The organism is Synechococcus sp. C9, from assembly GCF_022984075.1.
Classification (GTDB): Bacteria; Cyanobacteriota; Cyanobacteriia; order Gloeomargaritales; family Gloeomargaritaceae; genus Gloeomargarita.
The window spans coordinates 355,586-381,512 of the sequence record NZ_JALAAD010000001.1; the positions used below are offsets into that span (position 1 = coordinate 355,586).

At 55.4% G+C, this 25,927-nt stretch carries 26 protein-coding genes; 11 read left to right on the top strand and 15 right to left on the bottom strand.

Going from position 1 to position 25,927, the window contains the following annotated elements; all coding sequences use genetic code 11:
- Positions 1 to 148 precede the first annotated feature (148 nt).
- Complete coding sequence (locus MLD66_RS01785) at positions 149 to 922, top strand: TPM domain-containing protein (RefSeq protein ID WP_247218889.1); 774 nt, start codon at positions 149 to 151, stop codon at positions 920 to 922.
- On the opposite strand, the gene MLD66_RS01790 is transcribed toward MLD66_RS01785, so the two are convergent.
- Positions 877 to 1,401, bottom strand: coding sequence for a gamma carbonic anhydrase family protein (locus tag MLD66_RS01790; protein ID WP_247215232.1), 525 nt, complete (start codon positions 1,399 to 1,401; stop codon positions 877 to 879). The two genes, MLD66_RS01785 and MLD66_RS01790, sit on opposite strands and share 46 nt — an antisense overlap.
- Positions 1,398 to 1,733 (bottom strand): hypothetical protein, encoded by a 336-nt coding sequence (locus tag MLD66_RS01795; protein ID WP_247215233.1) that lies wholly within the window; start codon positions 1,731 to 1,733, stop codon positions 1,398 to 1,400. The genes MLD66_RS01790 and MLD66_RS01795 overlap by 4 nt, the downstream gene beginning before the upstream one ends.
- A gap of 112 nt (positions 1,734 to 1,845) precedes the next feature.
- On the opposite strand from MLD66_RS01795, the gene MLD66_RS01800 reads away from it, so the two are divergent.
- From MLD66_RS01800 to MLD66_RS01810, 3 genes are all read left to right on the top strand, one after another.
- Entirely contained in the window at positions 1,846 to 2,493 is a 648-nt protein-coding gene (locus MLD66_RS01800) for a Uma2 family endonuclease (RefSeq protein ID WP_247215234.1), read from the top strand.
- A gap of 103 nt (positions 2,494 to 2,596) precedes the next feature.
- Positions 2,597 to 3,949, top strand: coding sequence for a tRNA (N6-isopentenyl adenosine(37)-C2)-methylthiotransferase MiaB (gene miaB, locus MLD66_RS01805; RefSeq protein ID WP_247215235.1), 1,353 nt, complete (start codon positions 2,597 to 2,599; stop codon positions 3,947 to 3,949).
- Positions 3,950 to 3,983: 34 nt separating this feature from the next.
- Positions 3,984 to 4,283: a DUF5132 domain-containing protein gene (locus MLD66_RS01810; RefSeq protein ID WP_247215236.1), complete on the top strand. Its 300-nt coding sequence runs from the start codon at positions 3,984 to 3,986 to the stop codon at positions 4,281 to 4,283.
- A gap of 536 nt (positions 4,284 to 4,819) precedes the next feature.
- Here MLD66_RS01810 and MLD66_RS01815 read toward each other — a convergent pair.
- On the bottom strand, positions 4,820 to 5,818 hold the full coding sequence (locus tag MLD66_RS01815; RefSeq protein WP_247215237.1) for a tetratricopeptide repeat protein: 999 nt from the start codon (positions 5,816 to 5,818) through the stop codon (positions 4,820 to 4,822).
- 131 nt (positions 5,819 to 5,949) lie between these two features.
- Between MLD66_RS01815 and MLD66_RS01820 the strand changes: the two genes are divergently transcribed.
- The 5 genes from MLD66_RS01820 to psbM all read left to right on the top strand — a co-directional run bounded on the left by MLD66_RS01820 (position 5,950) and on the right by psbM (position 11,863).
- Positions 5,950 to 7,437 carry a GTP-binding protein gene (locus MLD66_RS01820; RefSeq protein WP_247215238.1) on the top strand — a complete coding sequence of 496 codons (1,488 nt, stop codon included), beginning with the start codon at positions 5,950 to 5,952 and terminating at the stop codon, positions 7,435 to 7,437.
- 135 nt (positions 7,438 to 7,572) lie between these two features.
- The gene (locus tag MLD66_RS01825; RefSeq protein WP_247215239.1) at positions 7,573 to 9,702 is read left to right on the top strand and encodes an alkaline phosphatase PhoX; all 2,130 of its coding nucleotides are present in this window, start codon (positions 7,573 to 7,575) and stop codon (positions 9,700 to 9,702) included.
- Between the two features lie 253 nt (positions 9,703 to 9,955).
- Positions 9,956 to 11,230: a ferredoxin--NADP reductase gene (petH, locus tag MLD66_RS01830; RefSeq protein ID WP_247215240.1), complete on the top strand. Its 1,275-nt coding sequence runs from the start codon at positions 9,956 to 9,958 to the stop codon at positions 11,228 to 11,230.
- 139 nt (positions 11,231 to 11,369) lie between these two features.
- Complete coding sequence (locus MLD66_RS01835) at positions 11,370 to 11,678, top strand: 2Fe-2S iron-sulfur cluster-binding protein (protein WP_247215241.1); 309 nt, start codon at positions 11,370 to 11,372, stop codon at positions 11,676 to 11,678.
- Positions 11,679 to 11,749: 71 nt separating this feature from the next.
- Positions 11,750 to 11,863 carry a photosystem II reaction center protein PsbM gene (psbM, locus tag MLD66_RS01840; protein ID WP_071454786.1) on the top strand — a complete coding sequence of 38 codons (114 nt, stop codon included), beginning with the start codon at positions 11,750 to 11,752 and terminating at the stop codon, positions 11,861 to 11,863.
- On the opposite strand, the gene MLD66_RS01845 is transcribed toward psbM, so the two are convergent.
- The 10 genes from MLD66_RS01845 to rpsL all read right to left on the bottom strand — a co-directional run bounded on the left by MLD66_RS01845 (position 11,860) and on the right by rpsL (position 21,762).
- On the bottom strand, positions 11,860 to 12,735 hold the full coding sequence (locus MLD66_RS01845) for a universal stress protein (protein ID WP_247215242.1): 876 nt from the start codon (positions 12,733 to 12,735) through the stop codon (positions 11,860 to 11,862). The genes psbM and MLD66_RS01845 overlap by 4 nt on opposite strands.
- Positions 12,736 to 12,842: 107 nt before the next feature.
- Positions 12,843 to 14,024 (bottom strand): class I SAM-dependent methyltransferase, encoded by a 1,182-nt coding sequence (locus MLD66_RS01850; protein WP_247215243.1) that lies wholly within the window; start codon positions 14,022 to 14,024, stop codon positions 12,843 to 12,845.
- A 2-nt stretch (positions 14,025 to 14,026) separates the two neighbouring features.
- Positions 14,027 to 14,668: a pentapeptide repeat-containing protein gene (locus MLD66_RS01855; RefSeq protein WP_247215244.1), complete on the bottom strand. Its 642-nt coding sequence runs from the start codon at positions 14,666 to 14,668 to the stop codon at positions 14,027 to 14,029.
- A 52-nt stretch (positions 14,669 to 14,720) separates the two neighbouring features.
- Positions 14,721 to 15,419 carry a Uma2 family endonuclease gene (locus MLD66_RS01860; protein ID WP_247215245.1) on the bottom strand — a complete coding sequence of 233 codons (699 nt, stop codon included), beginning with the start codon at positions 15,417 to 15,419 and terminating at the stop codon, positions 14,721 to 14,723.
- A 507-nt stretch (positions 15,420 to 15,926) separates the two neighbouring features.
- Entirely contained in the window at positions 15,927 to 16,979 is a 1,053-nt protein-coding gene (gene ruvB, locus MLD66_RS01865) for a Holliday junction branch migration DNA helicase RuvB (RefSeq protein WP_247215246.1), read from the bottom strand.
- A gap of 2 nt (positions 16,980 to 16,981) precedes the next feature.
- Entirely contained in the window at positions 16,982 to 17,308 is a 327-nt protein-coding gene (gene rpsJ / locus MLD66_RS01870; protein WP_247218891.1) for a 30S ribosomal protein S10, read from the bottom strand.
- Positions 17,309 to 17,361: 53 nt separating this feature from the next.
- The gene (gene tuf / locus MLD66_RS01875) at positions 17,362 to 18,591 is read right to left on the bottom strand and encodes an elongation factor Tu (RefSeq protein WP_247215247.1); all 1,230 of its coding nucleotides are present in this window, start codon (positions 18,589 to 18,591) and stop codon (positions 17,362 to 17,364) included.
- A gap of 21 nt (positions 18,592 to 18,612) precedes the next feature.
- The gene (gene fusA, locus MLD66_RS01880; RefSeq protein ID WP_247215248.1) at positions 18,613 to 20,730 is read right to left on the bottom strand and encodes an elongation factor G; all 2,118 of its coding nucleotides are present in this window, start codon (positions 20,728 to 20,730) and stop codon (positions 18,613 to 18,615) included.
- Between the two features lie 83 nt (positions 20,731 to 20,813).
- A complete protein-coding gene (gene rpsG / locus MLD66_RS01885; protein WP_247215249.1) occupies positions 20,814 to 21,284 on the bottom strand; it encodes a 30S ribosomal protein S7 in 471 nt (156 codons plus the stop codon).
- A gap of 40 nt (positions 21,285 to 21,324) precedes the next feature.
- The gene (rpsL, locus tag MLD66_RS01890) at positions 21,325 to 21,762 is read right to left on the bottom strand and encodes a 30S ribosomal protein S12 (protein ID WP_247215251.1); all 438 of its coding nucleotides are present in this window, start codon (positions 21,760 to 21,762) and stop codon (positions 21,325 to 21,327) included.
- Positions 21,763 to 21,863: 101 nt separating this feature from the next.
- On the opposite strand from rpsL, the gene MLD66_RS01895 reads away from it, so the two are divergent.
- Positions 21,864 to 22,532, top strand: a complete 669-nt coding sequence (locus tag MLD66_RS01895) for a bifunctional 4-hydroxy-2-oxoglutarate aldolase/2-dehydro-3-deoxy-phosphogluconate aldolase (protein WP_247215252.1) — start codon at positions 21,864 to 21,866, stop codon at positions 22,530 to 22,532.
- Here MLD66_RS01895 and MLD66_RS14600 read toward each other — a convergent pair.
- Together MLD66_RS14600 and MLD66_RS01905 are read right to left on the bottom strand one after the other, a co-directional pair.
- Positions 22,501 to 23,394 carry a DUF1517 domain-containing protein gene (locus tag MLD66_RS14600; RefSeq protein ID WP_247215254.1) on the bottom strand — a complete coding sequence of 298 codons (894 nt, stop codon included), beginning with the start codon at positions 23,392 to 23,394 and terminating at the stop codon, positions 22,501 to 22,503. The genes MLD66_RS01895 and MLD66_RS14600 overlap by 32 nt on opposite strands.
- A 42-nt stretch (positions 23,395 to 23,436) precedes the next feature.
- The gene (locus MLD66_RS01905) at positions 23,437 to 24,387 is read right to left on the bottom strand and encodes an MlaD family protein (protein ID WP_247215255.1); all 951 of its coding nucleotides are present in this window, start codon (positions 24,385 to 24,387) and stop codon (positions 23,437 to 23,439) included.
- A 438-nt stretch (positions 24,388 to 24,825) separates the two neighbouring features.
- Between MLD66_RS01905 and pstS the strand changes: the two genes are divergently transcribed.
- Positions 24,826 to 25,893 carry a phosphate ABC transporter substrate-binding protein PstS gene (gene pstS, locus MLD66_RS01910; protein WP_247215256.1) on the top strand — a complete coding sequence of 356 codons (1,068 nt, stop codon included), beginning with the start codon at positions 24,826 to 24,828 and terminating at the stop codon, positions 25,891 to 25,893.
- Positions 25,894 to 25,927: the final 34 nt, after the last annotated feature.

A 25,927-nucleotide genomic window follows, 5' to 3' on the forward strand; every position in this document is an offset into this window, starting at 1 on the left:
AGTCTAACCAACCCCCCATTTGACGCAAGCCCCAAAACTTTCTAAAATTAAAGGCAAGTTACAAAATGTAAATTTTGTTGAGCCATTGGTTAATTTACGGGTTTATTACGGAGTGATGCCAGCGATGTTTAAGTCATGTTCCTGGGTAATGGGGTGGGTGTTGGCAGTGGTATTGGGTTGGGGGCTGTGGGTGTCGCCCGCCTTTGCCTACGATAATCCCGACCTTTTGCCCAGCCAGCCCACGCCGATTATTGACCTGAATCGTTCCCTCACCGATGTCCAGGAAATGGCTTTGGCGCAGGAGTTAGAGCAATTTGAGCAGGAACATGGCTGGAAACTGCGGGTGGTGACCCAGTACGACCGTACCCCCGGCAAGGCGGTCAAAGATTTTTGGGGTTTGGATGACCGGAGTGTGTTGTTGGTGGCAGACCCCCGGGGCGGTAATTTGCTAAGTTTCAACGTCGGGGATGCGGTATATCAAAAAATGCCCCGCCTGTTTTGGATTGAACTGCAAGCCCGGTTTGGGAATATGTTTTATGTTCGGGAGCATGGGGAAGATCAGGCGATTATCCAAGCCTTGCGTTCCGTAGAAACCTGTCTGGTGCGGGAAGAGGGATGCAAAGTGGTGCCCGGTTTACCCCAGGAGCAATGGCTGTTGACCCTGATCACTTCCCTGGTGGGGGGCGTAATTTGTGGGTTTGCCGCCCAACCCCGTCGCCAAGGACAGGTGATCGCCTGGCAATGGGTACTGATTTTTTCGCCCCTGTGGGGAATGCTGTTTATTTCCTTCGGTTTAGGACCCGTTCTGAGCCGTACCAGTGATTGGTTGCCCGTCGTGCGGAACGTGGCTGGGTTTGCCATCGGTGCCTTGGTCGCCTACCTCAGCCCCATTTTTGGGGAACCTTTTCCCTCCAAAACCTGACGGGCGTGCTGGCGGGCGAGGATAACGTATTCCTGGGCATGGGTGATCAGGTTTGCCGCCTCCTGGGGGGTCACCTCCCGTACCACCTTGGCGGGAATGCCCACTGCGAGGGAATAATCCGGCAAAGATTTGGTCACGACCGCTCCCGCCCCCACGATACAGCCTGTGCCCACCGTCACCCCATTCAGGATAATCGCCCCGATGCCGATCAACGCCCCCGTGTGGATTTCCGCACTGTGAATCACCGCCCGATGCCCCACCGTCACCCAATCCCCCAAAATCGTAGGTGCTCCTGGGTCGCCGTGCAGGATACAGCCGTCCTGGATATTCGTGCCCTGTCCTACGAGAATCGGGCTGTAATCCCCCCGCAGTACCGCCTGATACCAGATATTGGCATCCACCCCCAGGCGCACATCCCCAATTAAGGTTGCATTAGGAGCTACAAAAGCGGCTAAATCCACCTGGGGAACAGCATTCATGCTTGACCAGCCAACGCCCGCAGCGCCAAAACCGGCTGGTAGGTGTCAATATCCGCATTGGTCAGCACCGTTTCTTCCCCGGGGGCGCATTCGTACACTATATAGGTCCAAATTCCCGGTTTGCCCGCTTCGGCGGATTCCGCTTCGTAAAACGTGGTGGTGCCATCCTCGGGACATTCATAGTAAGCGGAGTAAATATCCTCCCATTCCGCATCTGAATCTGCCAGACTTTCCCGGATATTCGCCAACAAACCCGCCACATGATGGGGTTGGGTTTCCACCTGCACCAGCCGTTCCTGATCCCAATAAAAATTATGCAATTCAAGCCCCATGATTGATGCTCCCATGAGAAAATGATTTCTTATTATAAAAGAGAATTAACCTTCAGGGAATGCCAGAATTAGCTTCATCGGGACTGTGAACTTTGACCCCACTTCTATAACAATGGTTACGTTACAATTCCGACAACTGGATATTCCCCCTGGTCAACGCTTGCTCATTCATGGGCTTCAATGGTCTGAATTTGAGGCGATTATGGCTGAATTGGGCGAAAAACGAGCCAGCCGCCTTGCCTATTGGGATGGAGTGTTGGAGATTAGGATGCCATTACCAGAGCATGAAGTGGATAAAGAACTGATTGGTGATCTGGTGAAAATCCTGTTAGAAGAATTAGGGCTTGACTGCGAGTGCTTTGGTTCAACCACCTTCAAACGCCAAGAAATGAACTTTGGCATTGAACCGGATCAATGCTTTTACATTCAACACCATAGACAAATGCAAGGTAAGCGTCGGCTCAACTTAGCCATTGACCCCCCACCCGACCTCGCCATTGAAGTAGATGTTACCTCCCAGACCCAGGTGGAGGCTTATACCCGTTTGGGCGTGCCGGAATTATGGGTTTATGGGGAGGCTGAGCTAACGATTTATGTTCTGCAATCGGGACAATATCAGCGTGCTGAGTGCAGTTCTATCTTCCCCAATGTGCCAATTTTAGCCTGGGTGCCGGAACTCCTGAATCAGAGCATCACCCTGGGGAGAAGCCAAGCCCTACGCAGTTTGCGCCAAAAAATCAGGTCGTTGCCCCTGCCCTAGGAACCCTCATGGGAAATCCCATCTCCCTTCCCATCTCTGGGCATGGCATATAATAGTTATTTGAGCGTAATTTCCCTTTTAATAAATTAGTAAACTCTATTCCATGACCCGTCGTTATCACATTGTTACCTTTGGTTGTCAGATGAACCGTGCCGATTCGGAGCGGATGGCGGGGGTTTTAGAGGATTTGGGCTGGGAGGCAACCGCCGATGAAAACCAAGCGGATTTAATTCTGTACAACACCTGTACGATTCGGGACAATGCTGAGCAAAAGGTTTATTCCTATCTGGGGCGGCAGGCGAAACGCAAGCACCAAAATCCCGGTTTGACCCTGGTGGTGGCGGGCTGTGTTGCCCAACAGGAGGGGGAACGGTTGTTGCGCCGGGTGCCGGAATTGGATGCGGTCATGGGACCTCAGTATGCGAACCGCCTGGGGGACATTTTGGCGCAGGTGGAACAGGGACAGCAGGTGGTGGCGACGGAAGCGATTGACATTTTGGAAGACATTACCAAACCCCGCCGGGACAGTCGGGTGACCGCCTGGGTGAACGTGATTTACGGGTGCAACGAACACTGTACCTATTGTGTCGTGCCCCAGGTGCGGGGGAAGGAACAATCCCGCCAACCGGAAGCCATCAAACAGGAAATTATTGGGCTGGCAGAACAGGGGTATAAAGAAATTACGTTGTTAGGACAAAATATTGATGCCTACGGGCGGGATTTGGGCACTCGTCCCGACGGTCGTTATCGGGTGACGTTAACGGATTTGCTGTATTTTATTCATGAGGTGCCGGGGATCGAGCGGATTCGGTTTGTGACCAGTCATCCCCGGTATTTTACTGAGCGGTTGATCCAAGCCTGTGCGGCATTGCCTAAGGTGTGCGAGCATTTTCACATTCCCTTTCAGTCCGGGGATAACGAGATTTTGCGGCGGATGCAGAGGGGCTATACCAGGGAAAAGTACTGTCAAATCATTGACAAAATTCGTCATTATCTCCCGGATGCCGCCATCAGTGCCGATGCGATTGTGGGGTTTCCCGGCGAGACGGAAGCCCAGTTTGAACGGACGTTGGACTTGGTGGCGCAGATTGGCTTTGACCAATTGAATACAGCCGCCTATTCCCCTCGCCCTGGGACACCGGCGGCGACTTGGGACGGGCAAGTTCCTGAGGAGGTGAAACAGGACCGCCTGCAACGGTTGAATCATCTGGTGGCGCAGGTGGCGGCGCAACGCTCCCAACGCTATCAGGGGCGGGTGGAGGAAATTCTCATCGAGGGGTTCAATCCCAAGGATGCCACCCAGGGGATGGGGCGTACCCGCACGAATCGGCTGACCTTTGTGGCGGGGGAAACCCAGGTGGGGCGGTTGGTGCCGGTGCAAATCACGGAGGTGCGGGCGTTTAGCCTGACGGGGGTGCCGGTGGTTTGCCTTTCCAGGGCTGGACAGGTCGGTTAAGATAGAGGGGCAATCCGTTTGGTGGGGGTGCAGGATGGAATTTGAGGCTTTATTTTTGGGCTTGGAACCGGTGACGGCTCTGGCTGTGGGGGTGGGGGTTTTGGCGCTGGCTCCCTTGGTGGGGATGGCGACCAAGAGTGAATTGGCAGATTCCGCCCGGGAAACCGCCAAAAAAGGTCTGGTGATGGTTTTTGAAGCCTTTGACAAAGCCCAAAGTGCGGTGGCAGAAGCGGGAGAATCGTTCCAGGATTTGGTGGCAGAGGCGAGGGCAGAACGGGCGGCTTCCCGAAATGGGGCAAGTGCGCCCCCGCAGGAAGTGAATTTGAGCGACTAAGTCGGCATTCCCCATGAGTAACCGGGTGGGGGGATGGGGCTGAGCGATTCGTTCAGTTTTGTTTCTCCTACCCTCGGTTTCACCCCAGAGCATTAAGCAAAATTCAGGTTTGGTTTCCTGTTGGCAGAGCAGGTGAATAGGGGGCATCTCTATTTATTTGAATCAATCATAAATCCCATCGTTGGCATACCCATATTAGCTAGAACCAAGGGCGGGGGTGCCCCCTGCGACCGCTAACTTTGAATTTAGGGAACCTCTACATAACCTCTATATTATTTGAGCCAACCAGAACTCCCATCATTGGCATACCCTTATTACCCAGAACCAAGGGCGGGGGTGCCCCCTGCGACCGCTAACTTTGAATTTAGGGAACCTCTACATAACTTCTATATTATTTGAGCCAACCAGAACTCCCATCGTTGGCATACCCATATTAGCTAGAACCCAAGGCGGGGGTGCCCCCTGCGACCGCTAACTTTGAATTGATAGAGGTGCCCTAGTTCTTATTACCAGAGTATTGGGGGTTCGTTCGGTTATCAGATATTACGGAATTGTTGCATTTTTAATACTTCAGTCACTTGGTCGCACCGCTCTGTATCGCCCATTTCTAAGAATAAATCAGCGGCTTTCCGCAGGTCATCCACTGCCCCCACCTGGTCGCCAATGGCTAAGCGCACTTTTGCCCGGTCAAAATAACAGGGAGCTAAATCCGTATCCATGCGTAGGGCTTGATTGAGTTCTTCTAAGGCACCTTTGTAGTCCCCTTTTTCCATCTTGACCAATCCCCGTTCGTAAAAATCATCCGCTCCCATCCGCTGTTTGTGGGTGGTGACTTCCTTGTGAATGTATCGGTAATTGGGATTCAAATCCAGGGCTTTTTTGTAATCAGCGGAAGCCCCTTCGTAGTCCCCCAATTTGCGGCGAGCCAGGCTACGATTGTGATAAAATTCTGCCGCTTCTGAGTTAAATTCTAAGGCTTTGCTGTAATCCTCCACCGCCCGTTGATAATCTTTGACTTTGAACCGAATTAACCCCCGATTGTAGTAGGCTTCTCCCATATTGGGGTTAAATAAAATCGCCTGATTCAGGTCAGCGAGAGCTTGGGCATAATTTTGCAAACGTCGGTAGGCAACCCCCCGCTCGTAGTAGGCTTCCGCATTGTGGGGGTCGAGAGCCAGCACCTGGTTAAAGTCCTGGATCGCCTCTTCATGGTCGCCCCGTTCTGCCTTTTGTCTCCCCATATTTAGGAAAATGTTGGCTTGACTGGGAGGTTTGACCGGGTTGGGTTTGGGGGGTGGGGGAGCCGGTGGGGCAGAGGAAACCGGGGGTGTGGCAGGGGGACTGGCTGGGGGCTGGCGTTGGGAAAGCAACCAGAGGGCTAAAACGCCGATGGTTAGCACCCCTCCGCTGGCGATTAAAATCAACGGTAATGAATTATTGGCACGGGTACTGGGGGTTTGACCAGGGCTAGGGGACGCACTCAGGGCAAGCATGACTCCGAGAATGACACCCATCCATCTACGGTCAATGTTCACGATTGTTTGACCCCGCCTACAGGTTTATTGTTTTAATGCTGGTTTCTAAATCTTAACTTTTAGCCCTAGTTTTGCCAACCATTTCACCCCCAGGCAATGACCTATATTAGGACTATTTGGGTTACTTAAGAATGCGGCGTTGGCAGTGGGGTTTATTCCTGGTGGGTCTGGTTGTGACCCTGGTTTTGGGGCTGGGATTTCTGCAAAATTTACTGGGTTTGTACACCCAAATCCTGACCCTGAGCGGGGCAACCGTCGCGAATCTCCTGCTGGGATTGGTGTTACTGGTGGTGTTGGGATTATTGCTGACCTTGGCACGCATTTTTTGGTTGGTCGGTCATCGTCCCACCCGACGACCCACGCCCCGGCATCCCCACCAGGCGGTCGGTGCCCAACTGGAGGCAATTGCCCAACAGCTCGCCCAAATCGAAGACCGGATTGCCCGGCAGGTTTTGGAAGCCCAACATCAAGAACTCGCCGCCCAGCAAGCCCGCCAACCCCTGCGCCTGGTGATCATCGGTACCGCCTCAACGGGGAAAACGGCTTTGGTCAATACATTGCTAGGACGCATTGCCGGGGAAGTTGCCGCCACCTTGGGAACCACGACCACCGCTCAGGTGTACGGGTTTCGCCTCAAAGGGGTCCCCCGTCCGATTGAACTGATGGATACCCCCGGACTCCAGGAGGGTTCGGCGGCGGGAGCCACGCGGGAACAGCAGGCACGGGCATGGGCGGCTCAGGCGGATTTGGTGATTTTTGTGGTGGATAATGACCTGCGCCAGTCGGAATTTGAGGTGCTGAAACATTTGCGGGAACAGGGGAAACGGGTGGTGTTGGCGTTCAATAAAACGGATTTGTACCTCACCAGCGACCAGGAGGAACTGCTCACCCAAATTCGCCAACGGGTGCAGGGACTGCTTGCCCCTGGGGATGTGGTGGGCATTGCCGGTGCCCCCCCTGCGGTTACGTTAACTACCGGGGAACCCTACCAGCCCCCCCCGGAAATTGAACCCCTGTTACAGCGGGTGGCAGAAATTTTACGCACCGAGGGGGAGGACTTGATTGCCGATAATTTGTTATTGCAATGTCAGCGGTTGGGTGCCCAAGCCCAGGAGATTCTCGACCGGCAACGGCAACGGCAGGCGGAGGCGATTGTGGAGCGGTTCCAGTGGATTGGGGCGGGGGTGGTGTGGCTCACCCCTTTGCCGGGGGTGGATTTGCTGGCGCAGGCGGCGGTACAGGCGCAAATGGTGGTGGAATTGGGGCAGGTCTATGGCTGTCATCTGAGTTTGGCGCAGGGGCGGGAGTTGGCGCTCTCCTTGGCGAAAACCCTGACCGCATTGGGGGTCGCCCGGGGGGTCGCCAGTCTGGTCAGCCGTACCCTCAAGGCAACGATAGCAGGATATGTATTAACATCAGCAGTTCAAAGTATTAGTGCCGCCTATTTGACCCGGGTGGCGGGGTTGAGTTTTATCACCTATTTTCGCCATCAGCAAAGCTGGGGGGCGGCGGGGATGGCGGGCGTCGTGCAAAGCCAGGTGCAAGCCCAACAGGCGGGGCTGTCCCAATTTATCCAGCAGGCATGGCAACGCCTCCAATCCCAAAATAAATCCGAATAAATCCTGAATTTGTGTTTTGATAACCGCTCCTTAATGGGTTTTTAACCTCAATCTGCGATTCGGTTTATAAAATGCCATTGGGGGTATTTTGAGCAATTTTACGCACTCCCACCATCTTTGAGAGCAGGCGAAGTTATGAGTATCACCCGGCGGGAAGCGCTGTTATTTTTGGCGAGCGGATTGGGGGCGGTGGCTTTGGGAACGGGGAAAGCGGCGGTAGCCAAGCCCACCCCTTTGAAATTTACGCCGGTGCGGGGGGTGATGCCCCTACCGACGGACGGGCTGACGGGGGCGCAACAAAAAACCGCCTATCGCCAGGTGGAGGTGCGGGATGAATTAGTCCTGCCGGAGGGTTACACCTACGAGGTGATTGCCAGTTGGGGGGATAAATTGGGGGACAGCCGGTTTGGGTATAACAATGATTATTTGTCCTTTATCCCCGCCGGTGCCAATCAGGGCTATTTGACCGTCAATTTTGAATACATCAGTGCCCTACCCTGGACACAAACCTATCAACAGGTGATTGGGGAAGCCCTGCCTTTTGAGGAGTTGCAAAAAGCCCTGGAAAAAGGGGCAGTGGATGCCTACGGTCTGCCTGCGGGCGACCCGCTGAAGGAACAAATTCAAAAAGTGGCTGTCGCCGCCCTGACCGATGTGGGGATTGGGGTGATGACGATCCGGCAGGAGGGAAATCGCTGGGTGAAGGCTCCTAGCCCGGCGGATCGGCGGATTTCTGGCATTTCCGGCTGGCGAGATGGCAATTATCTGGAATCAACCGGACCCGCTACCCTGATTTTCCGCAAGACCCAGGGGCAGGGCTATGTGGATAATTTGGGCACTAAAATCATCGGTACCCTTGGCAACTGTGCGGGGGGAACCACGCCCTGGGGGACGGTGTTGAGTGCGGAGGAAAATTTCCAGTATTTAGTGGCAGAACCAGTGTACAGTGATGGCACCTCCTTTGCGCCCGCAACCCGCCCCTTTGCCATTGCGGATGGGGAATTGGCGGGTCATGGCAGTGCCCTGGGGTTGCCGGGGAATAAGTACGGTTGGATCGTGGAAATTGATCCGGCTAATCCCAACGACCGGGGCACCAAACACACCTGGCTGGGGCGTTATCGTCATGAGGCGGTGGGGATTCGAGTGGTTGCTGGGAAACCCTTAGCCTTTTACTCCGGCTGTGACCGGCGGGGCGGGCATCTGTACAAATTTGTCAGCCGGGAGGCGGTGCAAAACCCGCAGGATAAAAACAATTCCCGCCTGTTGCGGGATGGGATGCTCTATGCGGCGAAATTCAACCCGGACGGGACGGGGCGGTGGATTCCCCTGCAACCGGAAACGCCCGTGAACCCCGACCCCCCGGAAGTCCACGCTGGCGGATTGCTCAACCTGCCCAAACGTCCTGAGGGGGGCTTTGCGCCGGTGACCACCACCAGCGAGGTGGAACAGTACAAACAGCAGTACAAAACCCTGGGGGATTTATATACGGGGAGCCGGGAGGAAAAACAGGGGGCGATTTTGATTGATGCCCACTACGCCGCCAATGCTGTCGGTGCTACCTGTACCGCCCGCCCGGAAGATACCAAGGTTGCCGCCGATGGCACGCTGTATATTGCCTTTACATCGGGTAGCCCCAGTAGCAAAGATGGGGGCCCAGACGAGCGGGTGTTTATTGGGCCCTACAACCAAAAATCCTACGAACCGGGCTGGATCATGGCGCTACGGGAGCAGGGAGGGGAACCGACGGCGATGACGTTTACCTGGCAGATGGTCGCCACCGGGGGGGAACCCACTTTGGACGGCGGCGGGTTTGCCAATCCCGATAACCTGATGGTGGACTCGGCGGGGGATTTGTGGATGGTCACGGATATGTCCACGTCCCGGTTGAATAATCCAGCGGCGGTGCCGGGGATTGGGCGGTTTGGCAACAACACCATGTGGTACATTCCCACCCAGGGGGCGCAGGCGGGGCAGGCGTTTTTGTTTGCCATTGGGCCGATGGGTTGCGAAATGACCGGGCCCTATCTGAGCGATGACCGGAAAACCCTGTTTCTGGCCGTGCAACACCCGGGTGAGGATGCCGGTATCCGCAAAGATGGTGCCAAACGCACACTGGAAGTACGGATGCAAACCAAGGACGGTGAGCGGTTTATGCAGGAGCGGGTGGTGCCCCAGGGTTCCAACTGGCCCGCCCGTACCCCCAATGCCCCCCCCAAACCCGCAGTGGTAGCGATTCGCCGTCTGGATGGGCAACCCCTTGCCTAGGGGGAGCAAGAAAATTACCTAGCCAAAAAATACTGCCGACTTGGGCATGGCCGGGGGATACCCTACCGCCAATCCTTAAATCCTTATCCCTTGGGGGGAGGGGCAAGGAGCGACCGTTTTCCCTGCCTGCTCCTGCATCCTGAAACCGGGGCGTGACTTTTGGGGCGCCTTTACCGATCAAGAGATTAAATTTGGGGAAGTTGCGGTCATTCTTGGGGTAAATTACAAAAAATCTTTATTTTAGGTGAACCGAGTGATTCCCAGTTCTGTTGCCAGCACCACATCCTATAACAATCGGGTGTTTCTTGTGGAAGTGGTTGGTCTGCGGCAAAGCCAAGCCACGGACAGCCTCAACTATGCGATTCGGCACAGTGGCTCTGTGTGGTTGCAGGTGCCCTACCCCCGCCTGAATCAGGAAATGCGGCGCATCCATCGCCTGGGGGGGCGGATTGTGAGTATGCGTCCCCAGGATGGACCCCTCCCTGCCCCGCCGGTGGCTTCCCCAAACCCCGACCCCGCCCCAGTTCCCGCCAAAACGGAAAATAAAGTGAGACAAACGGGCAGTTCCCCTGCCAAAACGACTAAAACTAAAGAGTCCGTCTCACGAAGTAAACCCATGACCCAAGCTAAGGAAAAAACCGATATTCCCGTTAATATCTATCGTCCGAATGCGCCCTTTGTGGGGCGGTGTCTGAGCAATGAACCCCTGGTTCAACCCGGCGGCATTGGCATTGTCCAACATCTGAAATTTGACCTGCGGGGCGGCAATTTACGCTACCTAGAAGGGCAAAGCATTGGGATCATTCCCCCCGGCACCGATGCCAACGGCAAACCCCACAAATTGCGCCTGTATTCCATCGCCTCCACCCGCCACGGGGATGACCTGGACGACCAAACCGTGTCCCTGTGCGTGCGCCAATTGGAGTACGAACACCCGGAAACCAAAGAAAAAGTCTATGGGGTCTGTTCCACCTACCTGTGCCATTTGGAGCCGGGCGCAGAAGTGAAAATTACCGGGCCTGTGGGCAAGGAAATGCTCCTGCCGGACGACCCGGACGCAACCATCATCATGATGGCAACCGGAACCGGCATTGCCCCATTTCGGGCTTACCTGTGGCGGATGTTCAAGCCTGGGGAAAGAGCCCTCAACCCGGACTACCAGTTCCGGGGGTTTGCCTGGTTAATTTTTGGCATTCCCACCACCCCCAATATCCTCTATCACCAGGAATTGGAAGCCCTCCAGGCGGAATTTCCCGACCATTTCCGCATTACCTACGCCATCAGCCGGGAGCAGAAAAACAGTGAGGGTGGGCGGATGTACATCCAGCACCGGGTGGCGGAACACGCCGAGGAAATCTGGGCCCTTTTGCAGGAACCCAAAACCCACGCCTATATGTGCGGTCTGCGGGGCATGGAAGATGGTATTGATGCCGCTTTGAGCTTGGCCGCCGCCAAACAGGGGGTCACCTGGGCGGATTACCAAAAAGACCTGAAGAAACAAGGGCGCTGGCACGTGGAAACCTACTAAATCCACCGGATTGACCCCAGGGCCTATCTCCTCCTGGGGTTGCCCCCCAATCTCCCCGGGGATGCTTAAGACTTGCGCCCTTTATTGCTAAATTATTATGTAGAACTGTAAAGTTTTTTTTGTAACCGGGGGTCAAAGTATGGTGACCACAACAACGGCCAGCATTTGTTTCCAAAAAGAGGGCAAAGAGGTGATTGTCGCCAATGGGGCTAATCTGCGGCAACAGGCTCTGGCCAATGGCATTGACCTGTACACCTGGACGGGCAAATTGATGAACTGTGGGGGCGTGGGGCAATGTGCCACCTGCGTGGTGGAAATTCTGGACGGCATGGAGCATTGTTCCCCCCCGACCGAATTTGAGCAGAAAAAACTCCGCAAAAAGCCCCAATGTCGCTTGGCCTGCCAAACCCGGGTGTACGGCCCGGTGACGGTCAAGACCAAACCCTAGCCACAATCCTTAAAAATTCCGCCCCCCATTCTCCGCTAGAGTAGAATCTGGAGAATTTGAGGTCACCACCGATGGAAGTGAACATCCTGGCTTTAATTGGCACTGCCCTGCTGGTGCTGATTCCCACCGCTTTTTTGATCATCCTGTACGTGCAGACCGCCAGCCGGGGGGAAGGGCAACGCTAACGCACCAACAGCACCGGGCTATCCGCATGCACCCGCACGTAGTCCGATAGGGAATTGCCGAGCAGGCGATCCAAATCCACCAAACTGCGGGCAATCGTGGGGCGGCGGTCCGGGGAACCCAACAGCACCAAGTCGGCGGCCACTTCCTTGGCCAAACGACAGAGGCTCACCCCCGGATTCCCTTCACTGACGACACAGCGGTATTTCAGCCCCCGTTGGCGCACCTTTTGGATCGCCTCAGCTAGGACAGGGCTGGCCGCTGGATTTTGCATCAATTCAGCCAGGGTCACTCCCTCCAGGTTGGGGTTCACATCCGCCAGCACCAATTCTCCTCCCTTCAGGTCCGTGAGTAAAAAGAGAGCCAGTTCCAGGCTTTGTTTGGCGCTGGGGGAACCATCGTAGGCGACGAGAATGCGCTGGATTTTTTCCACATAGGTATCATCTTTGACCAAGAGCATGGGGCGGGAAGCCAGTTGAAACACGTACTGACTGACGGAATTTTCCAAAATCGCCCGCAGTCGCCCCAACCCCCGGGAACCCATGATGATCAAATCCACCGCCAATTCATCCGCCACCCGGGGCACCACATCCTTGGGGTCGCCCTCCCGGAGCATGGTGGTCACCTGGGCGGGTTTCAAACAAGCGGTGGTATCCCCCTCCTGCCGACAGACATGGATTTTGGCGAGGGAATTTTTGAGGATTTCCACCCCCTCCGCCTGTTTGGCCACCATATCCTGGGCGGAAGCCTGGGGGGTGACCACATGGAGTACCGTCACCTGGGTCTGGGCGATGCAGGGCAGGTCAATCAGGGCATTGAGCATTTCCTCCGTGTGACCCGTACCGGACACCGCCACCAATATTTTGCGAATCATGGGGTTAACTTCCTCTGCGTAGATGCTATTTATAGGCTTAGACCAGAAACCCCTCTACCGTCCCATTTCTTCAGGTTTCTTCAAATTCCCAGTTGATTTAGATTTGTTTAGATTTGTAACCAGAGCAACTGCCGTTGTTGCAAATCCAGCACCTGGGCGGGGGTCGCCTCTGGGTTCTGGGCTAATAAATCATTCACCGTCACTGCCCCTGTACTCTGGGCCAGAATTTGCTCCTGCACCGGGGTCAAATCCACCGGCTGGTAGTCATAATCCAACAGGGAACGCCCCGGCCACCCCATCATACAAGGGGAACGCAAAGGTCGAGCCTGACGGAGCAAAGTCGGGTTGCTCCAATCGTGGCGGGTCAGGGGCGGTCGTCCCAAAAACAATTCAAAATGGGTCAACTCCGGGTCAAGGGCTTCCATCAATTCGTACTGTTGCTGTACGGGTAGCTGGCGAGCCACTTCCAACCATGCTGGCAAGGGGGCAAGCAACCGTTCCAACTGCCAATAACGGGGATTGGAAAACCCCAAAAACTCCAGCCCAGAATCGGCAATCAAGTCAAACAATGTTTGTACAGTGTAATCAATTTCTTGGGGGTGGACATACATATCCGCAAAGGTGGCATCCTGGAGATTATCCCAAGCCCACCGTTCCCGTTCCCGCCGCACCAACCGATTATCCGCCGGGAGATGGGCAAACAACTGCCGCCCCAGCGTCACCCCCGCCCGATAGTCCCCCGCTGGTTGGAGCAAACGGATCGCCTTTTGCATTAAACGGATTTCCCACCGCCCCCACTGGGCATAAACAAAAACGTGCATCAGCCCCCCAGGTGCCAACACGCCCGCCAGCGCCCGCAAACCCGCCTTGGGGTTCGGTAAATGGTGCAGTACCCCCACACAGTTAATGTACTGAAATTGTTTATCTAATTGCTGGACATCCGTCAGGCTCAACTGCCGAAATTGCACCCGTTGTCCTACCCCAGAGCGTGCCACCCGTTCCTGGGCAATTCCCAAAGCCGCTTCACTCAGGTCAATCCCCGTCACCTGCGCCGTCGGGTTCAAATGCGCCAGATAGTCCGTTCCCACCCCCGTTCCACACCCCGCATCCAGGATATGTAGTTCCCGCCACTGGGCTGGTACCCAACCCAAAGCAAAATGATGCGCCGCCGGGACACTCCAACGCCAGTTATACCCTGGGGGTGCCCCATCCGTGAGTGGCTCCGGGGGAAATGGATAGGTATTGTATAAATTTTGTACCGCTTTGGTAATGTTATGAGGATGATCCATGCTCAGTCCCAGGGAAACCAATTCAACCAAAACTGGTAACGCCAACCATTGGGTAAGGTCGCCCCTTGGCAGTGGGCACGCAGGAGGTACATTCCCTGGAGTTTTGCCCCGGTCAAATCCGCTCCCCGCAGGTCAGCCCCCCGTAGATTAGCCGCCGTCGGACTCCGCCAGAGGATCGCCACCAGATTGACCAACAGCGCCAAGCCCAAGAACCCTAAACCGGCACTCCAGCGCCCTAGGAACACCAGGACACCCATCGCTACTAAAAATAATAAATTGATCACCATCATCAGCCAGCGGGGGGGGTGGGGGCGGGGCTGGTCCAAAATGGCATTGCGCAGGTCCACTTCCCGGAGATCGGCACCGCTCAGGTCACACCAGACCAGGGAGCAAAGGCTGAGATTGCTCTGGTGCAAATTAGTCCGGCGCAAATTCGCCATGCGGAGGGACGCTCCCCGCAGGTTGGCACCACTCAAACGGCAACGGCTCAGGTTGGCACCATTCAAATTCGCCGCCTGTAGGTTACTGCCCCGCAGGTCTGCCCCCGCCAAGATAATCCCGCTCAAGTCCGCCCCAGCCATATCCAGACGGCTGAAATTCTTTTCCCCTTGGGCGTACCGTTGGCTGAGGGTTTGGGGGTGCATTGCCCATTGTTTGCGCCAAAATCACTAGGATTGTACCGCAAAACCACAGGGGTTATCCCTGATCCCAGCCGGAACTGGGGGGAGTGGTCGTAAGGTTTTGGATAAATTCCTGGTGGGCGGGGGTATGGATGCCCTGTGCCAGCACCGATAAAACCTGGGCTAAATCTCCCTGCACCAATGCCACCGGGTCCAGCCACAGCCCTGGAAACACCTGACTGCGGAAAATGCCATCCCCATTGGGACTTTGCGCCTGATACTCCCCATCCACCCAGCGGAACCAGTCCAGGGTTTGCTCCAAGGTACGCCAGACCAGATATTCCTGCACCCGATTGCGGGCGTAGGCGGATTTTTTATCATGCACATCAATGGCGGCACTACTGGCGGCAATTTCCACAATCAATTCCGGTGCCCCCACAATGAAATCATCCTCGCTAATGGTAGCCTGCCGACCGGGGATAAACAGCACCGCATCCGGTTGGGGTTCATTGTCCGGGTCAAGCCGCACGGTGGGTTCAATTCCCAAGACCACTCCCGGTGTCGCCACCTTGTAATTGCCCAGCCAAATGACCACATTGCCATGCGGTTCGCCGTGACTTTTGATCCTCAAGGGGGAGGCCATATAAACCACTCCTTCGATGAGTTGGGCATGGGTGCCGGGGGGCATAGCCTGATAACGGCGTTCAAATTCCGCTTGGGACAGATGATCCCCGTTTTCTAATGGTGGAATGGTGGGCGTGGGCAAAAGTACCATAGGGTTATGTCATGGGTATTCAGGTGGCAAGGAGACGGTTTTTAGGCAATCTTAACGCCTCTTTTCCCTTTTAACATAAGGGTGAGGAGCAAAGGTGAATGTCTGAAAATGATTTGGCATAACGGGAGCAATTACGCTTGAATTACAGTTTATTCATCAATTAAATTAAAGGCACTTCTAAAAATTAGGTCGCAGGGGGTATCTCCCGCCTTTGGTTCTGGACTAATATAAGCATTCCCACGATGGGATTTCTGGTTGGCTCAAATAAATAGAGGTTCCCCTAAATTCAAAGTTAGCGGTCGCAGGGGGGCACCCCCGTTCTTGGTTCTGGCGAATTTCTATTCGTTAATCAAGTGAATCATCATCGTTTGCTCAACATTAAAAGAGGATTACACTGATATAGCAATCCTAACTGAGAATGGAACAGGGGTCGCAGGGGCACCGCCCCCCTATTTGGTTCTGGCGAATTTTTGCTGCGTAATGGTTGAGGATTGCTATAGAAATACCCTAAAACAGGGGTAACTGTTGCTCCGGTGGTTGTTTGCCCAAATGCACCCAAGCGGGAGCCAAAGCCACCCGTCCCCGGGGCGTGCGCTGGAGATAACCGATTTGCATCAGGTAGGGTTCATACACATCCTCAATGGTCTGGGGGTCTTCGCCACTCATGGCCGCCAGGGTGTCCAAACCCGCCGGACCCCCCTGAAATTGCTCGATGAGAATCGTCAATAGGGTGCGATCCAGCCCGTCCAACCCCTGGGGATCAACGGCCAATAGTTCTAAAGCGGTGGCGGCCAATTCCGGGGTAATCACCGGGGCGTTTTGCACCTGGGCATAGTCCCGCACCCGTTTCAAAAGCCGATTGGCAATCCTGGGGGTTCCCCGTGACCGTTGGGCAATGGTTTCCGCCCCGGCGGGGGTCAAACAAACCGCCAACCGTTCGGCCGTGCGGGTAATAATTTGCGCCAATTCCGGCACGGTATAAAATCGCAGTCGTTGTACCAGCCCAAACCGGTCCCGCAAGGGGGAACTCAAGGCACCCACCCGGGTCGTCGCCCCCACCAGCGTAAATTTGGGCAACGTCAAGGAACGGGTACGGGCACTGGCTCCCTTGCCGACCGTGACATCCACCCGAAAATCCTCCATCGCCGAGTAGAGGGTTTCCTCCGTCACCCGGGGCAGGCGGTGAATTTCATCCACAAATAAAATATCCCCGGCGTCCAAATTCACCAACAGGCCAACAATGTCCCGGGGGCGTTCCAACGAAGGGCCGCTGGTAATATGGCATTGGCGACCCAGCTCCTGCGCCAGGATCAACGAGAGGGTCGTTTTCCCCAACCCCGGCGGGCCATAGAGCAACAGGTGATCCAGGGGTTCCCCCCGCCCCTTGGCCGCCCCCACCGCAATCTCCAGAACTTGTTTCAGTTCCGTTTGCCCCAGATATTCCGCTAAGGATTGGGGACGCAGGGAATCCTCCGGCAGAATTTGGGTCTCCTGCGCCGTCACCTGGGGCTTTAAGAGCGGATTGCGCCCCCCCTCACCCTGGGAGGAGACAATCGCCATGACTAGGTGGGCAATTTGACTTCAATATCCACCCCCGCCGGTAAGTCCAATTTCATCAGCGCATCAATGGTCTTGGACTGGGGCTGGTAAATGTCAATGATCCGCCGATGGGTGCGGCTCTCGAAATGCTCCCGGGAGTCCTTGTCCACGTGGGGGGAACGCAACAGGCAGTAAATCCGCCGTTTGGTGGGCAAGGGAATCGGGCCGACCGCATGGGCTTGGGTGCGGTTGACCGTATCCATGATCCGCTCACAGGAAGTATCCAACAGGCGATGGTCGTAGGCCTGCAGGCGAATACGGATTTTTTGTTTGGTCAAAGGGGTCATCACATTTACCTCCCAAAACAGCGGAGAACCACCCAATTGCAGCTCCCCCACAGGAACTAGTTGAGGATTTTGGTCACCACCCCGGCACCGATGGTACGCCCACCCTCCCGGATGGCAAACCGCATCCCCTGCTCGATGGCGATGGGATGGATCAACTCCACCGTCATTTTGATCCGGTCACCGGGCATGACCATCTCCACATTTTTGCCATCGTCGGAGGTGTAGGCCTTGATGGTACCCGTCACATCCGTCGTCCGCACGTAGAACTGGGGTTTGTAGCCGGAGAAAAAGGGCGTGTGCCGTCCCCCTTCCTCCTTTTTCAAAACGTACACCTCGGATTCAAACTCCGTATGGGGTTTGATGCTTCCGGGTTTGGCCATCACCATCCCCCGCTCAACGTCGGTCTTTTGAATCCCCCGCAACAGCATCCCCACGTTATCCCCGGCAATCCCCTCTTCCAGGGTTTTTTGGAACATCTCCAGACCGGTGACCGTGACCGTGCGGGTTTCCCGTAAACCGACAATTTCCACGGTTTCCCCGACTTTGACCTTGCCCCGCTCAATCCGACCCGTCGCCACCGTACCCCGCCCGGTGATGGAGAACACATCTTCCACCGCCATCAGGAACGGCTTATCAATCTCCCGCTCCGGCGTTTTGATGTACTCGTCCACCGCATCCATCAGTTCATAGATTTTGTCCACCCAGGGGTTTTCCCCCCGCACCGTGTTGGGGTTTTTCTGCATGGCTTCCAAAGCTTGCAGTCCCGACCCCCGGATGATGGGAATCTCATCCCCAGGGAAGTCATAGTTGGTCAGCAATTCCCGGAGTTCCAATTCCACCAACTCCAATAGCTCCTCGTCCTCGGCCATGTCCACCTTGTTCAGGAACACCACAATGTTGGGCACCCCCACCTGTTTCGCCAGCAAAATATGCTCCCGGGTCTGGGGCATGGGTCCGTCCGTCGCCGCCACCACCAGGATCGCCCCATCCATCTGGGCAGCACCGGTGATCATATTTTTCACGTAGTCGGCGTGCCCAGGGCAATCCACGTGGGCATAGTGACGCTTCTCCGTCTCGTACTCCACGTGCGCCGTGTTAATCGTGATCCCCCGCGCCTTTTCCTCGGGAGCGGCATCAATTTCATCGTATTTGCGAGCCTTCGCCTTGCCCAGAGCCGCCAAGGTCATGGTAATGGCGGCAGTCAGGGTGGTTTTGCCATGATCCACGTGGCCGATGGTGCCGATATTGACGTGGGGCTTGGTCCGTTCAAATTTTGCGCGTGCCATGGATGTCGTGTCCCTCTTTGGTTAAGCGTTCCCTTTTGCTTTGATGATGGTTTCGGCCACGTTGCGCGGCACCTCATCATAATGGCTGAACTCCATTGTAAAAACACCCCGTCCCTGTGTCATAGACCGGATGTCCGTAGCGTAGCCAAACATTTCCGCCAGGGGGACTTTGGCCGTAACCTTCGCCAACCCAGCTTCGGAGGACATACCCTCAATTTGACCACGGCGGGAGTTCAGATTACCCATAATATCACCTAAGAAGTTTTCTGGCACCTCCACCTCCACTTTCATCATGGGTTCCAGCAGAACCGGGGCGCACTTCATCACCCCTTCCTTGATGGCAATCGAACCGGCGAACTTAAACGCCATTTCCGAGGAGTCCACATCGTGGTAGGAACCGTCCACCAGGGTCACCTTCAGGTCAATCACGGGATAACCCGCTAAAATCCCTCCCTCGCAGGCTTCCCGAATCCCCTGTTCCACCGGCGGGATATACTCCTTGGGGATCACCCCGCCCACAATCTTGGAGACAAACTCCAGCCCAGTCCCCGGCTCCCCTGGGGCAATTTCGATCACCACATGACCGTACTGCCCTTTCCCACCGCTTTGACGGATGTACTTGCCCTCCTGGGTAGTGGATTTGCGGATGGTTTCCCGGTACGCCACCTGGGGATTGCCCACGTTCGCTTCCACGTTAAATTCCCGCAACATCCGATCCACCAGGATTTCCAGGTGCAGTTCCCCCATGCCGGAAATAATCGTCTGGTTGGTCTCCGCATCCACCGCCACCCGGAAGGTCGGGTCTTCCTTGGACAGGGATTGCAGAGCCTTGGAGAGCTTATCAATGTCGGCTTTGGTCTTCGGCTCAATTGCCACGGAGATCACCGGTTCCGGGATAAACAGGGTTTCCAAAATCACCGGGTGGTTTTCATCGCAGAGGGTATCCCCCGTAATCGTGTCCTTTAACCCCAATACGGCACCCAAATCCCCAGCCCGCAGTTCCTCCACCTCCTGCCGGTCATCCGCTTTCAGCACCACCAGCCGGGACAGGCGCTCCTTCTTGCCCTTGGTGGAGTTGAGCACATAGGTACCCCGCTGCATTACCCCGGAATACACCCGCACAAAGGTCAAATCCCCAAATTTATCCGACATGATCTTAAACGCCAGCGCCGCCAGGGGTTCGTTGTCATCCGCATGGCGTTCCACCTCCTCCCCGTTGGGCAGGGTGCCCTTAATCGCCGGGATGTCAATGGGGGACGGCAAATAGTCCAACACCGCATCCAGCAACAACTGCACGCCCTTATTTTTGAAGGCAGAACCGCAGAGCATGGGCACCATTTTGCCCCCAATCGTCGCCTTGCGAATGGCGGTACGAATTTCCTCCTCCGTCAATTCTTCCCCTTCTAAATACTTTTCCGTCAAAACATCATCGGTTTCCGCTGCCGCTTCCACCAGTTTCGCCCGAAACTCCTCGGCTTTTTCCCGCAGTTCCGCCGGAATCTCCACCTTGCGAATGTCCTTGCCAATGTCATCAAAATACTGGAAGGCACACATCCGCACCAGGTCAACTACCCCTTGGAATTGGTCTTCCGCACCGATGGGCAGTTGGATCGGCACCGCATTCGCCCGCAGACGATCCCGCACCTGGTCGTAAACCTTGTAAAAATTCGCCCCGGAGCGATCCATCTTGTTCACAAAAATAATCCGGGGCACCCGGTAGCGGTCCGCTTGCCGCCACACGGTTTCGGTCTGGGGTTGCACGCCCCCCACCGAGCACAAAACCGTAATCACCCCATCCAGCACCCGCATGGAGCGTTCCACTTCGATGGTGAAGTCCACGTGTCCGGGGGTATCAATAATGTTAATCGCATATTCATCGGCACCAGGCATGGGTTGGGAGGGGTCATCCGGGTTGCGCTTCGTCCAGCGGGTACTGATGGCGGCGGCGGTAATCGTAATCCCCCGTTCCCGTTCCTGCGCCATCCAGTCAGTAATCGCCGTGCCCTCATGCACTTCCCCCATTTTGTGCACCAGCCCGGAATAGAATAAAATCCGCTCGGTGGTGGTGGTCTTACCGGCATCAATGTGGGCGGCGATGCCCATATTTCGCACACGTTCAATCGGGGTAGTTCGAGCCACGGGTTCCTCCTGGATTGCCTGTGATAAGAATACTAGCGAGTCTGTTACAAATTTTATCCTTTTTTGGCAAGTGCCGGGGTGCCCTAGTAACGGTAATGGGCAAAAGCCTTGTTGGATTCCGCCATCCGGTGGGTTTCCTCCCGTTTTTTGATGGAGGCTCCGGTTTCGTTCGCCGCATCCATGAGTTCGTTCGCCAGTTTGATTGCCATGGTTTTACCGTTGCGTTGGCGGGAATAGTTGGTCAACCAGCGCATCGCCAGGGCGGTTCCCCGTTCGCTCCGCACTTCCACCGGCACCTGGTAGGTGGCTCCCCCCACCCGGCGGGCTTTCACCTCCACCAAGGGGGTGGCATTGCGTACCGCTTTTTCCAGGGTTTCAATCGGGTCGTTGCCGGTTCGTTCCTGGATGGTGGCGAGGGCTTGATAAACCAGACGGTAGGCGAGATTTTTCTTGCCACATTTGAGGATATGGGAGACCAGGATGTTCACCAGGCGGCTGTTGTACTGGGGGTCGGCTCCCACGGAACGGCGTTTGACTCGGCGACGACGGGACATAGGCTTGGGAAAGGGATAAGTTAACGGCTAACTCAACGTGCTACTTTTTCTTGGCTCCGCCTTTACCGGCAGGGGCGGCAGGTTGACCGGGTTTGGGGCGTTTGACCCCGTATTTGGAACGACCTTGGTTGCGGGGGGGAATCTGGTTGGGATGTTTGACCCCGGCGGCATCCAGGGTACCCCGGATGATGTGGTAGCGCACCCCCGGTAAATCCTTGACCCGACCGCCCCGGATCAAAACCACCGAGTGTTCCTGCAGATTGTGCCCGATGCCCGGAATGTAGGATGTCACCTCAAACCCGGAGGTCAGACGTACCCGTGCCACCTTCCGCAGGGCGGAGTTGGGCTTTTTGGGGGTGGTGGTGTACACCCGGGTGCAAACCCCGCGCCGTTGCGGACAACTTTTCAGAGCCGGGGATTTGGTCTTGCGTTTGAGGCTTTCACGCTCCGAACGCACCAGTTGTTGAATGGTGGGCATACAATCTGAGTTTTAAGCGGCAGTTATCAATCATGCCAAAAATCCTAGTGGCTTGTCAAATACCCCTGGGGTAGGATGGAACTAAACCGCCTAGGAGGGGAATGGAGGTGCGGTTTGCCGATTGGCTTCAGGACCTGAAACGGTATCGGGTGATCGGGGTGGTGCGGGCGGGGGAACCGCAGTTAGCCTACCAGCTGGGGGCAGTTTTGGCGCAGGCGGGAATCCGGTTGATTGAAATTACCTGGGATTGCCCGGAGGCGGATCAGGTGATTCCCCGGCTACAGGTGGCGTACCCGGACTGTCGGGTGGGAACGGGCACCATTTTAACCCAGGCGGATTTGCGGGCGGCGTTGGCGGTGGGGGTGGATTTTGTCTTTACGCCGCACACGGAGCGGGAGTTGATTGCCACCAGTACGTCAGCGGGGGTGCCGTTGGTGCCGGGGGCGTTCACCCCCACGGAAATTGTGCAGGCGTACCGGTGGGGTGCCCCGGCGGTGAAGGTGTTTCCCATCGGCAGTCTGGGGGGGGCGAGCTATCTGCGGCAATTGCGGGCACCCTTGGGGCATATTCCCTTGATTCCCACCGGGGGGGTGACCCGTGCCAATGCGGGGGAGATGTTGGTTGCGGGTGCCATTGCCGTGGGGTTGAGCCGGGATTTGTTCCCGGAACCCTGGTGTTCCCAAGGGAATTGGGCAGGGCTACGGGAGGAATTGGCGGTTTGGCTGAAGAGCTTGGGGCTTACAGGGGTTGCAACAGCGGGTTCGCCGTAACCAGTTCTTCCCGGGTGAGGGTATCGCCGTCCGCTTGGGGGAACCAGATAATTTCCAGCGCCAGCAAGTCATCGGCACCGATACTGCCCAGGGTGGTGAGGCTATTTTTTACATCCGTCAGGGTTTGGATCACCGGCAATTTCACCGGGGTCGTGGTTGCCACCAACAGGGTGACCAACAGGTATTCCCCCGGCTCGGTACCATTGAGATTCACGGTCGGAGCTTGTACCGAGGCATTCACCAGGGTTTCCTGCTGGACTTGCGCCCGTACCCGCAGTGCCAAACGGTTAAATTCCGCTTCCGCCTGGTTGAGGGGCACTTTTTCCTGGCTGGTGTAGGCGTAGCTCCAGTATTCCGGGTGACGGAGGAGGGCTAGGGTCAATCCCTGTACCAATTCCACCCGTCCTTTGCCCGTATCTGCCCGGCTGGTTTGTGCCAATTGGTTCAGTTCCTTTTGCAAACTGCGGGCTTGGGCGAGGAGGGCGACCTGCATTTGCGCCACGGTGACGGTGGGGTTGAGGAGTGCCTGTTCCTGCCGTTGTTCCTGGAACCGTTGCACCGCTTGGACGATGAATCCCGCCACGCCCAGGAGTAAAATTACTGAAAATAAACCGCCGCCCCCGAAGAAGAAGGGGGTAAAGATGGGAAAGCCAATGCCGCCGCCCCCGTAATAGCCCCGGTTATAGCTGTAGCTGGGGTTGGCACTGCGGCTGGGCAGACGATAACTGCTGGTGGGCGGACGAAAGGAACCACCGCTAATGCGTCCGCCGGTACGAGCCGCCCAAGCAGGGGAGACACTGCTCAGGGTCAAAATGCCGACTAAAACCAAAAGGCATAAAATCCGTACAAAAGAGCGTTTCACGATAACCACCTTTATCCAGGGAATGCAGCTTCTATATCATTCTTATTGTAACGAGTCTGCCTGCCCCTGGTTTTCCTGGGCGATTTGTTCGAGTTGCCAGCGCAGGTCTTCCGAGAGGGAAATGAATTTGCCTAAGCCCCGGATCAGCCGCTTCAGGTCTTCCCGGATTTGCGGGTCGCCGGTGATTTGATCCACGTCAGTGGCGACTTTACGAAAGGCGACGAAGGTGGATTGCGCCGTATCCAGGGTTTTATTCAGACGCAATAAACTGCTCCGAATTGTCTGTTGATTGGTGCGCACCAAACCGGTCATGGTATCAGCGGCAATGCCAACTTTGTTAGCAGACCGATCTACCTCTTGGGCGGCGGCTTGCAATTCCTTGAAGGCAGTACGGGCATCTTGAGTAACTTGTTTCACATCCTTGGTCAGCCCATCCAATCCCTTGGTCACTTGCACTAAACTTTCCAGCAATTCGGAATTATCCAATTGTTTGACAATCGTAGCCGTTGCTTGGATCAGGTCATCAAAGGTGGGGCTGGTTTGACCTACCAATTGGGCACCCTGGCAGACAATTTGTTCCGCATTGCAATCCTGGCTCCGGGGACCGGCATCAATCGCCGTCACATCCAAATCTTGCCGGGGGCTAATATCCACAAAGGTTTGACTGACCAACCCGCCGCTGAGGGCACGAAACTGGCTATTTCTGGGAATCAAAATATCCTTATTCCGAATTTCCACCGTCACCAGCACCTGATTCACCCCCGGCTGGATCGCCACCACCCGCCCCACCTCCACCCCCCGCAGACGGACGGCGGCACCCACACTCAAACCGCCAGCATGGCGAAACGCCAATTGAAACCGATAGCGATTGGCATTGAGGGAGATATTTTCCACCCACAGCACTACCCCCACTAGCAGAGCGATGGTGCCTACGACAAATAAACCCAATAGTCCTTCCCGTTGGCGGCGTGAGGGTTTGACGGCGGTGGTCATAGGGCGATGTTCCTCAAGTTTGTTTTCAGTATAACGACACCAGCCTCAGAGGATGTTAAGAAATTTACGAGCTTTTAATTCTGGTCGCACTAGGGGCATCTCACTCAGTTGATGAACCGTAATTTTGGATCATTTGGCTAATTCGATTGACTAAGTGAAGTGGGGGAATGTGGGGGCAATAGGGATGTTACTAAGAATTAAAAATGAGGCTTGATCCCTGCAACTATAGCAGTCCTATTTGATTTAGTGAACAGAAATTCTCCAGAACCAAGTACGGGGGCAGTGCCCCTGCGACCTATTTTTAGAGATACCCATAACCCATATTTCAGCGCATATAAAAATCCCCTAAAAAATCAGGCTGAAGATGATCCTGTCAATGATTGGCGATTCCCCGCCCGGAATGGGGTATCATCAAAGGCGAAGATTGTTGCGTGGTTTATGCGCCGTCGCCGTTATCTCTACCTCAGTACATTCGCCGGGTTGGGGGCAGTGGCGTGCCAATCCAAGCCAGTTCCCCCGCCAGAAACGTCCCCTCCGCCAGGGCAACCCGTGTTTTTGAATGGGGCAGGTGCTACATTTCCCTCATTTTTGTACCTGAAATGGTTCGCCGAGTACCAGAAACTCTATCCCGAAGTCCAGATTTCCTATCAACCCATTGGGAGTGCCGCCGGGATTCAGCAATTTCTCACAGGCACGGTGGATTTTGCGGGCAGTGATGTGGCGATGACCGATGAAGAAGCGGCGAAAGTCCAACGGGGTGCCCTGTTTGTCCCCATGACGGCGGGGAGTGTGGCGGTGGTCTATAACATTCCGGGGGTGCCTACGGGTTTGAAACTGTCCCGGCAGGTATTACCCGCCATTTTTCTAGGGCAAATCACCCGTTGGAATGACCAGGAACTAGCGGTTTTGAATCCCGAATTAACCCTACCCGATTTACCGATTACGGTGGTGTATCGCTCTGATGGTAGCGGTACTACAGCCATTTTTACCAGTCATTTGAGTGCTATTAACCCCCTCTGGCAAAATCAGGTGGGTACAGGTTTAACGGTAAATTGGCCGGTGGGGACGGGCATTAAAGATAATGCGGGGATCAGTGCCCAAATCCAGCAGGGGGAAGGGGTGATTGGCTATGTGGAAACCGCCTATGCCCTGCAGTTGAAACTAGCAACAGCCGCCTTGGAAAATCAAAGTGGTAAATTTCTCCTGCCGACGGAAAATTCGGTGGAAAAGGGGGTGGCAGATGTAAAATTAGATGCTAAATTGCGGGGGTTTATCCCTGACCCAGCCAGCCCGGAAGCCTATCCGATTGTAAGTTATTCCTGGTTTTTAATTTACCAGAAATATGAGGATAAAAATAAGGGTGAAACCCTGAGAAAGTTCATCAAATGGGCATTGGTTGAAGGGCAGAAATTTGGTTTAGCACTGGGTTATGTCCCCCTGCCTGGATCGGTGGTGGCGCAGGCGCAAAACCTGATGCAACAGCATACCCTTGTGGCATCCCCTTAATGGTAGGAACAACGTTGGGGAAAAAGAGGTAAAC

Coding starts and splice junctions, on each gene's coding strand:
- rpsG (WP_247215249.1), bottom strand. CDS start 21,284: ATGTCCCGTCGTCGCCGAGTCAAACGCCGTTCCGTGGGAGCCGACCCC.
- MLD66_RS01790 (WP_247215232.1), bottom strand. CDS start 1,401: ATGAATGCTGTTCCCCAGGTGGATTTAGCCGCTTTTGTAGCTCCTAAT.
- ruvB (WP_247215246.1), bottom strand. CDS start 16,979: ATGGCGATTGTCTCCTCCCAGGGTGAGGGGGGGCGCAATCCGCTCTTA.
- MLD66_RS01850 (WP_247215243.1), bottom strand. CDS start 14,024: ATGGATCATCCTCATAACATTACCAAAGCGGTACAAAATTTATACAAT.
- MLD66_RS01795 (WP_247215233.1), bottom strand. CDS start 1,733: ATGGGGCTTGAATTGCATAATTTTTATTGGGATCAGGAACGGCTGGTG.
- MLD66_RS01905 (WP_247215255.1), bottom strand. CDS start 24,387: ATGACCACCGCCGTCAAACCCTCACGCCGCCAACGGGAAGGACTATTG.
- MLD66_RS01895 (WP_247215252.1), top strand. CDS start 21,864: ATGGAGGTGCGGTTTGCCGATTGGCTTCAGGACCTGAAACGGTATCGG.
- pstS (WP_247215256.1), top strand. CDS start 24,826: ATGCGCCGTCGCCGTTATCTCTACCTCAGTACATTCGCCGGGTTGGGG.
- rpsL (WP_247215251.1), bottom strand. CDS start 21,762: ATGCCCACCATTCAACAACTGGTGCGTTCGGAGCGTGAAAGCCTCAAA.
- MLD66_RS01820 (WP_247215238.1), top strand. CDS start 5,950: ATGCGGCGTTGGCAGTGGGGTTTATTCCTGGTGGGTCTGGTTGTGACC.
- psbM (WP_071454786.1), top strand. CDS start 11,750: ATGGAAGTGAACATCCTGGCTTTAATTGGCACTGCCCTGCTGGTGCTG.
- MLD66_RS01800 (WP_247215234.1), top strand. CDS start 1,846: ATGGTTACGTTACAATTCCGACAACTGGATATTCCCCCTGGTCAACGC.
- MLD66_RS01845 (WP_247215242.1), bottom strand. CDS start 12,735: ATGATTCGCAAAATATTGGTGGCGGTGTCCGGTACGGGTCACACGGAG.
- MLD66_RS01855 (WP_247215244.1), bottom strand. CDS start 14,668: ATGCACCCCCAAACCCTCAGCCAACGGTACGCCCAAGGGGAAAAGAAT.
- MLD66_RS01785 (WP_247218889.1), top strand. CDS start 149: ATGGGGTGGGTGTTGGCAGTGGTATTGGGTTGGGGGCTGTGGGTGTCG.
- MLD66_RS01810 (WP_247215236.1), top strand. CDS start 3,984: ATGGAATTTGAGGCTTTATTTTTGGGCTTGGAACCGGTGACGGCTCTG.
- MLD66_RS01835 (WP_247215241.1), top strand. CDS start 11,370: ATGGTGACCACAACAACGGCCAGCATTTGTTTCCAAAAAGAGGGCAAA.
- MLD66_RS01825 (WP_247215239.1), top strand. CDS start 7,573: ATGAGTATCACCCGGCGGGAAGCGCTGTTATTTTTGGCGAGCGGATTG.
- miaB (WP_247215235.1), top strand. CDS start 2,597: ATGACCCGTCGTTATCACATTGTTACCTTTGGTTGTCAGATGAACCGT.
- tuf (WP_247215247.1), bottom strand. CDS start 18,591: ATGGCACGCGCAAAATTTGAACGGACCAAGCCCCACGTCAATATCGGC.
- MLD66_RS01860 (WP_247215245.1), bottom strand. CDS start 15,419: ATGGTACTTTTGCCCACGCCCACCATTCCACCATTAGAAAACGGGGAT.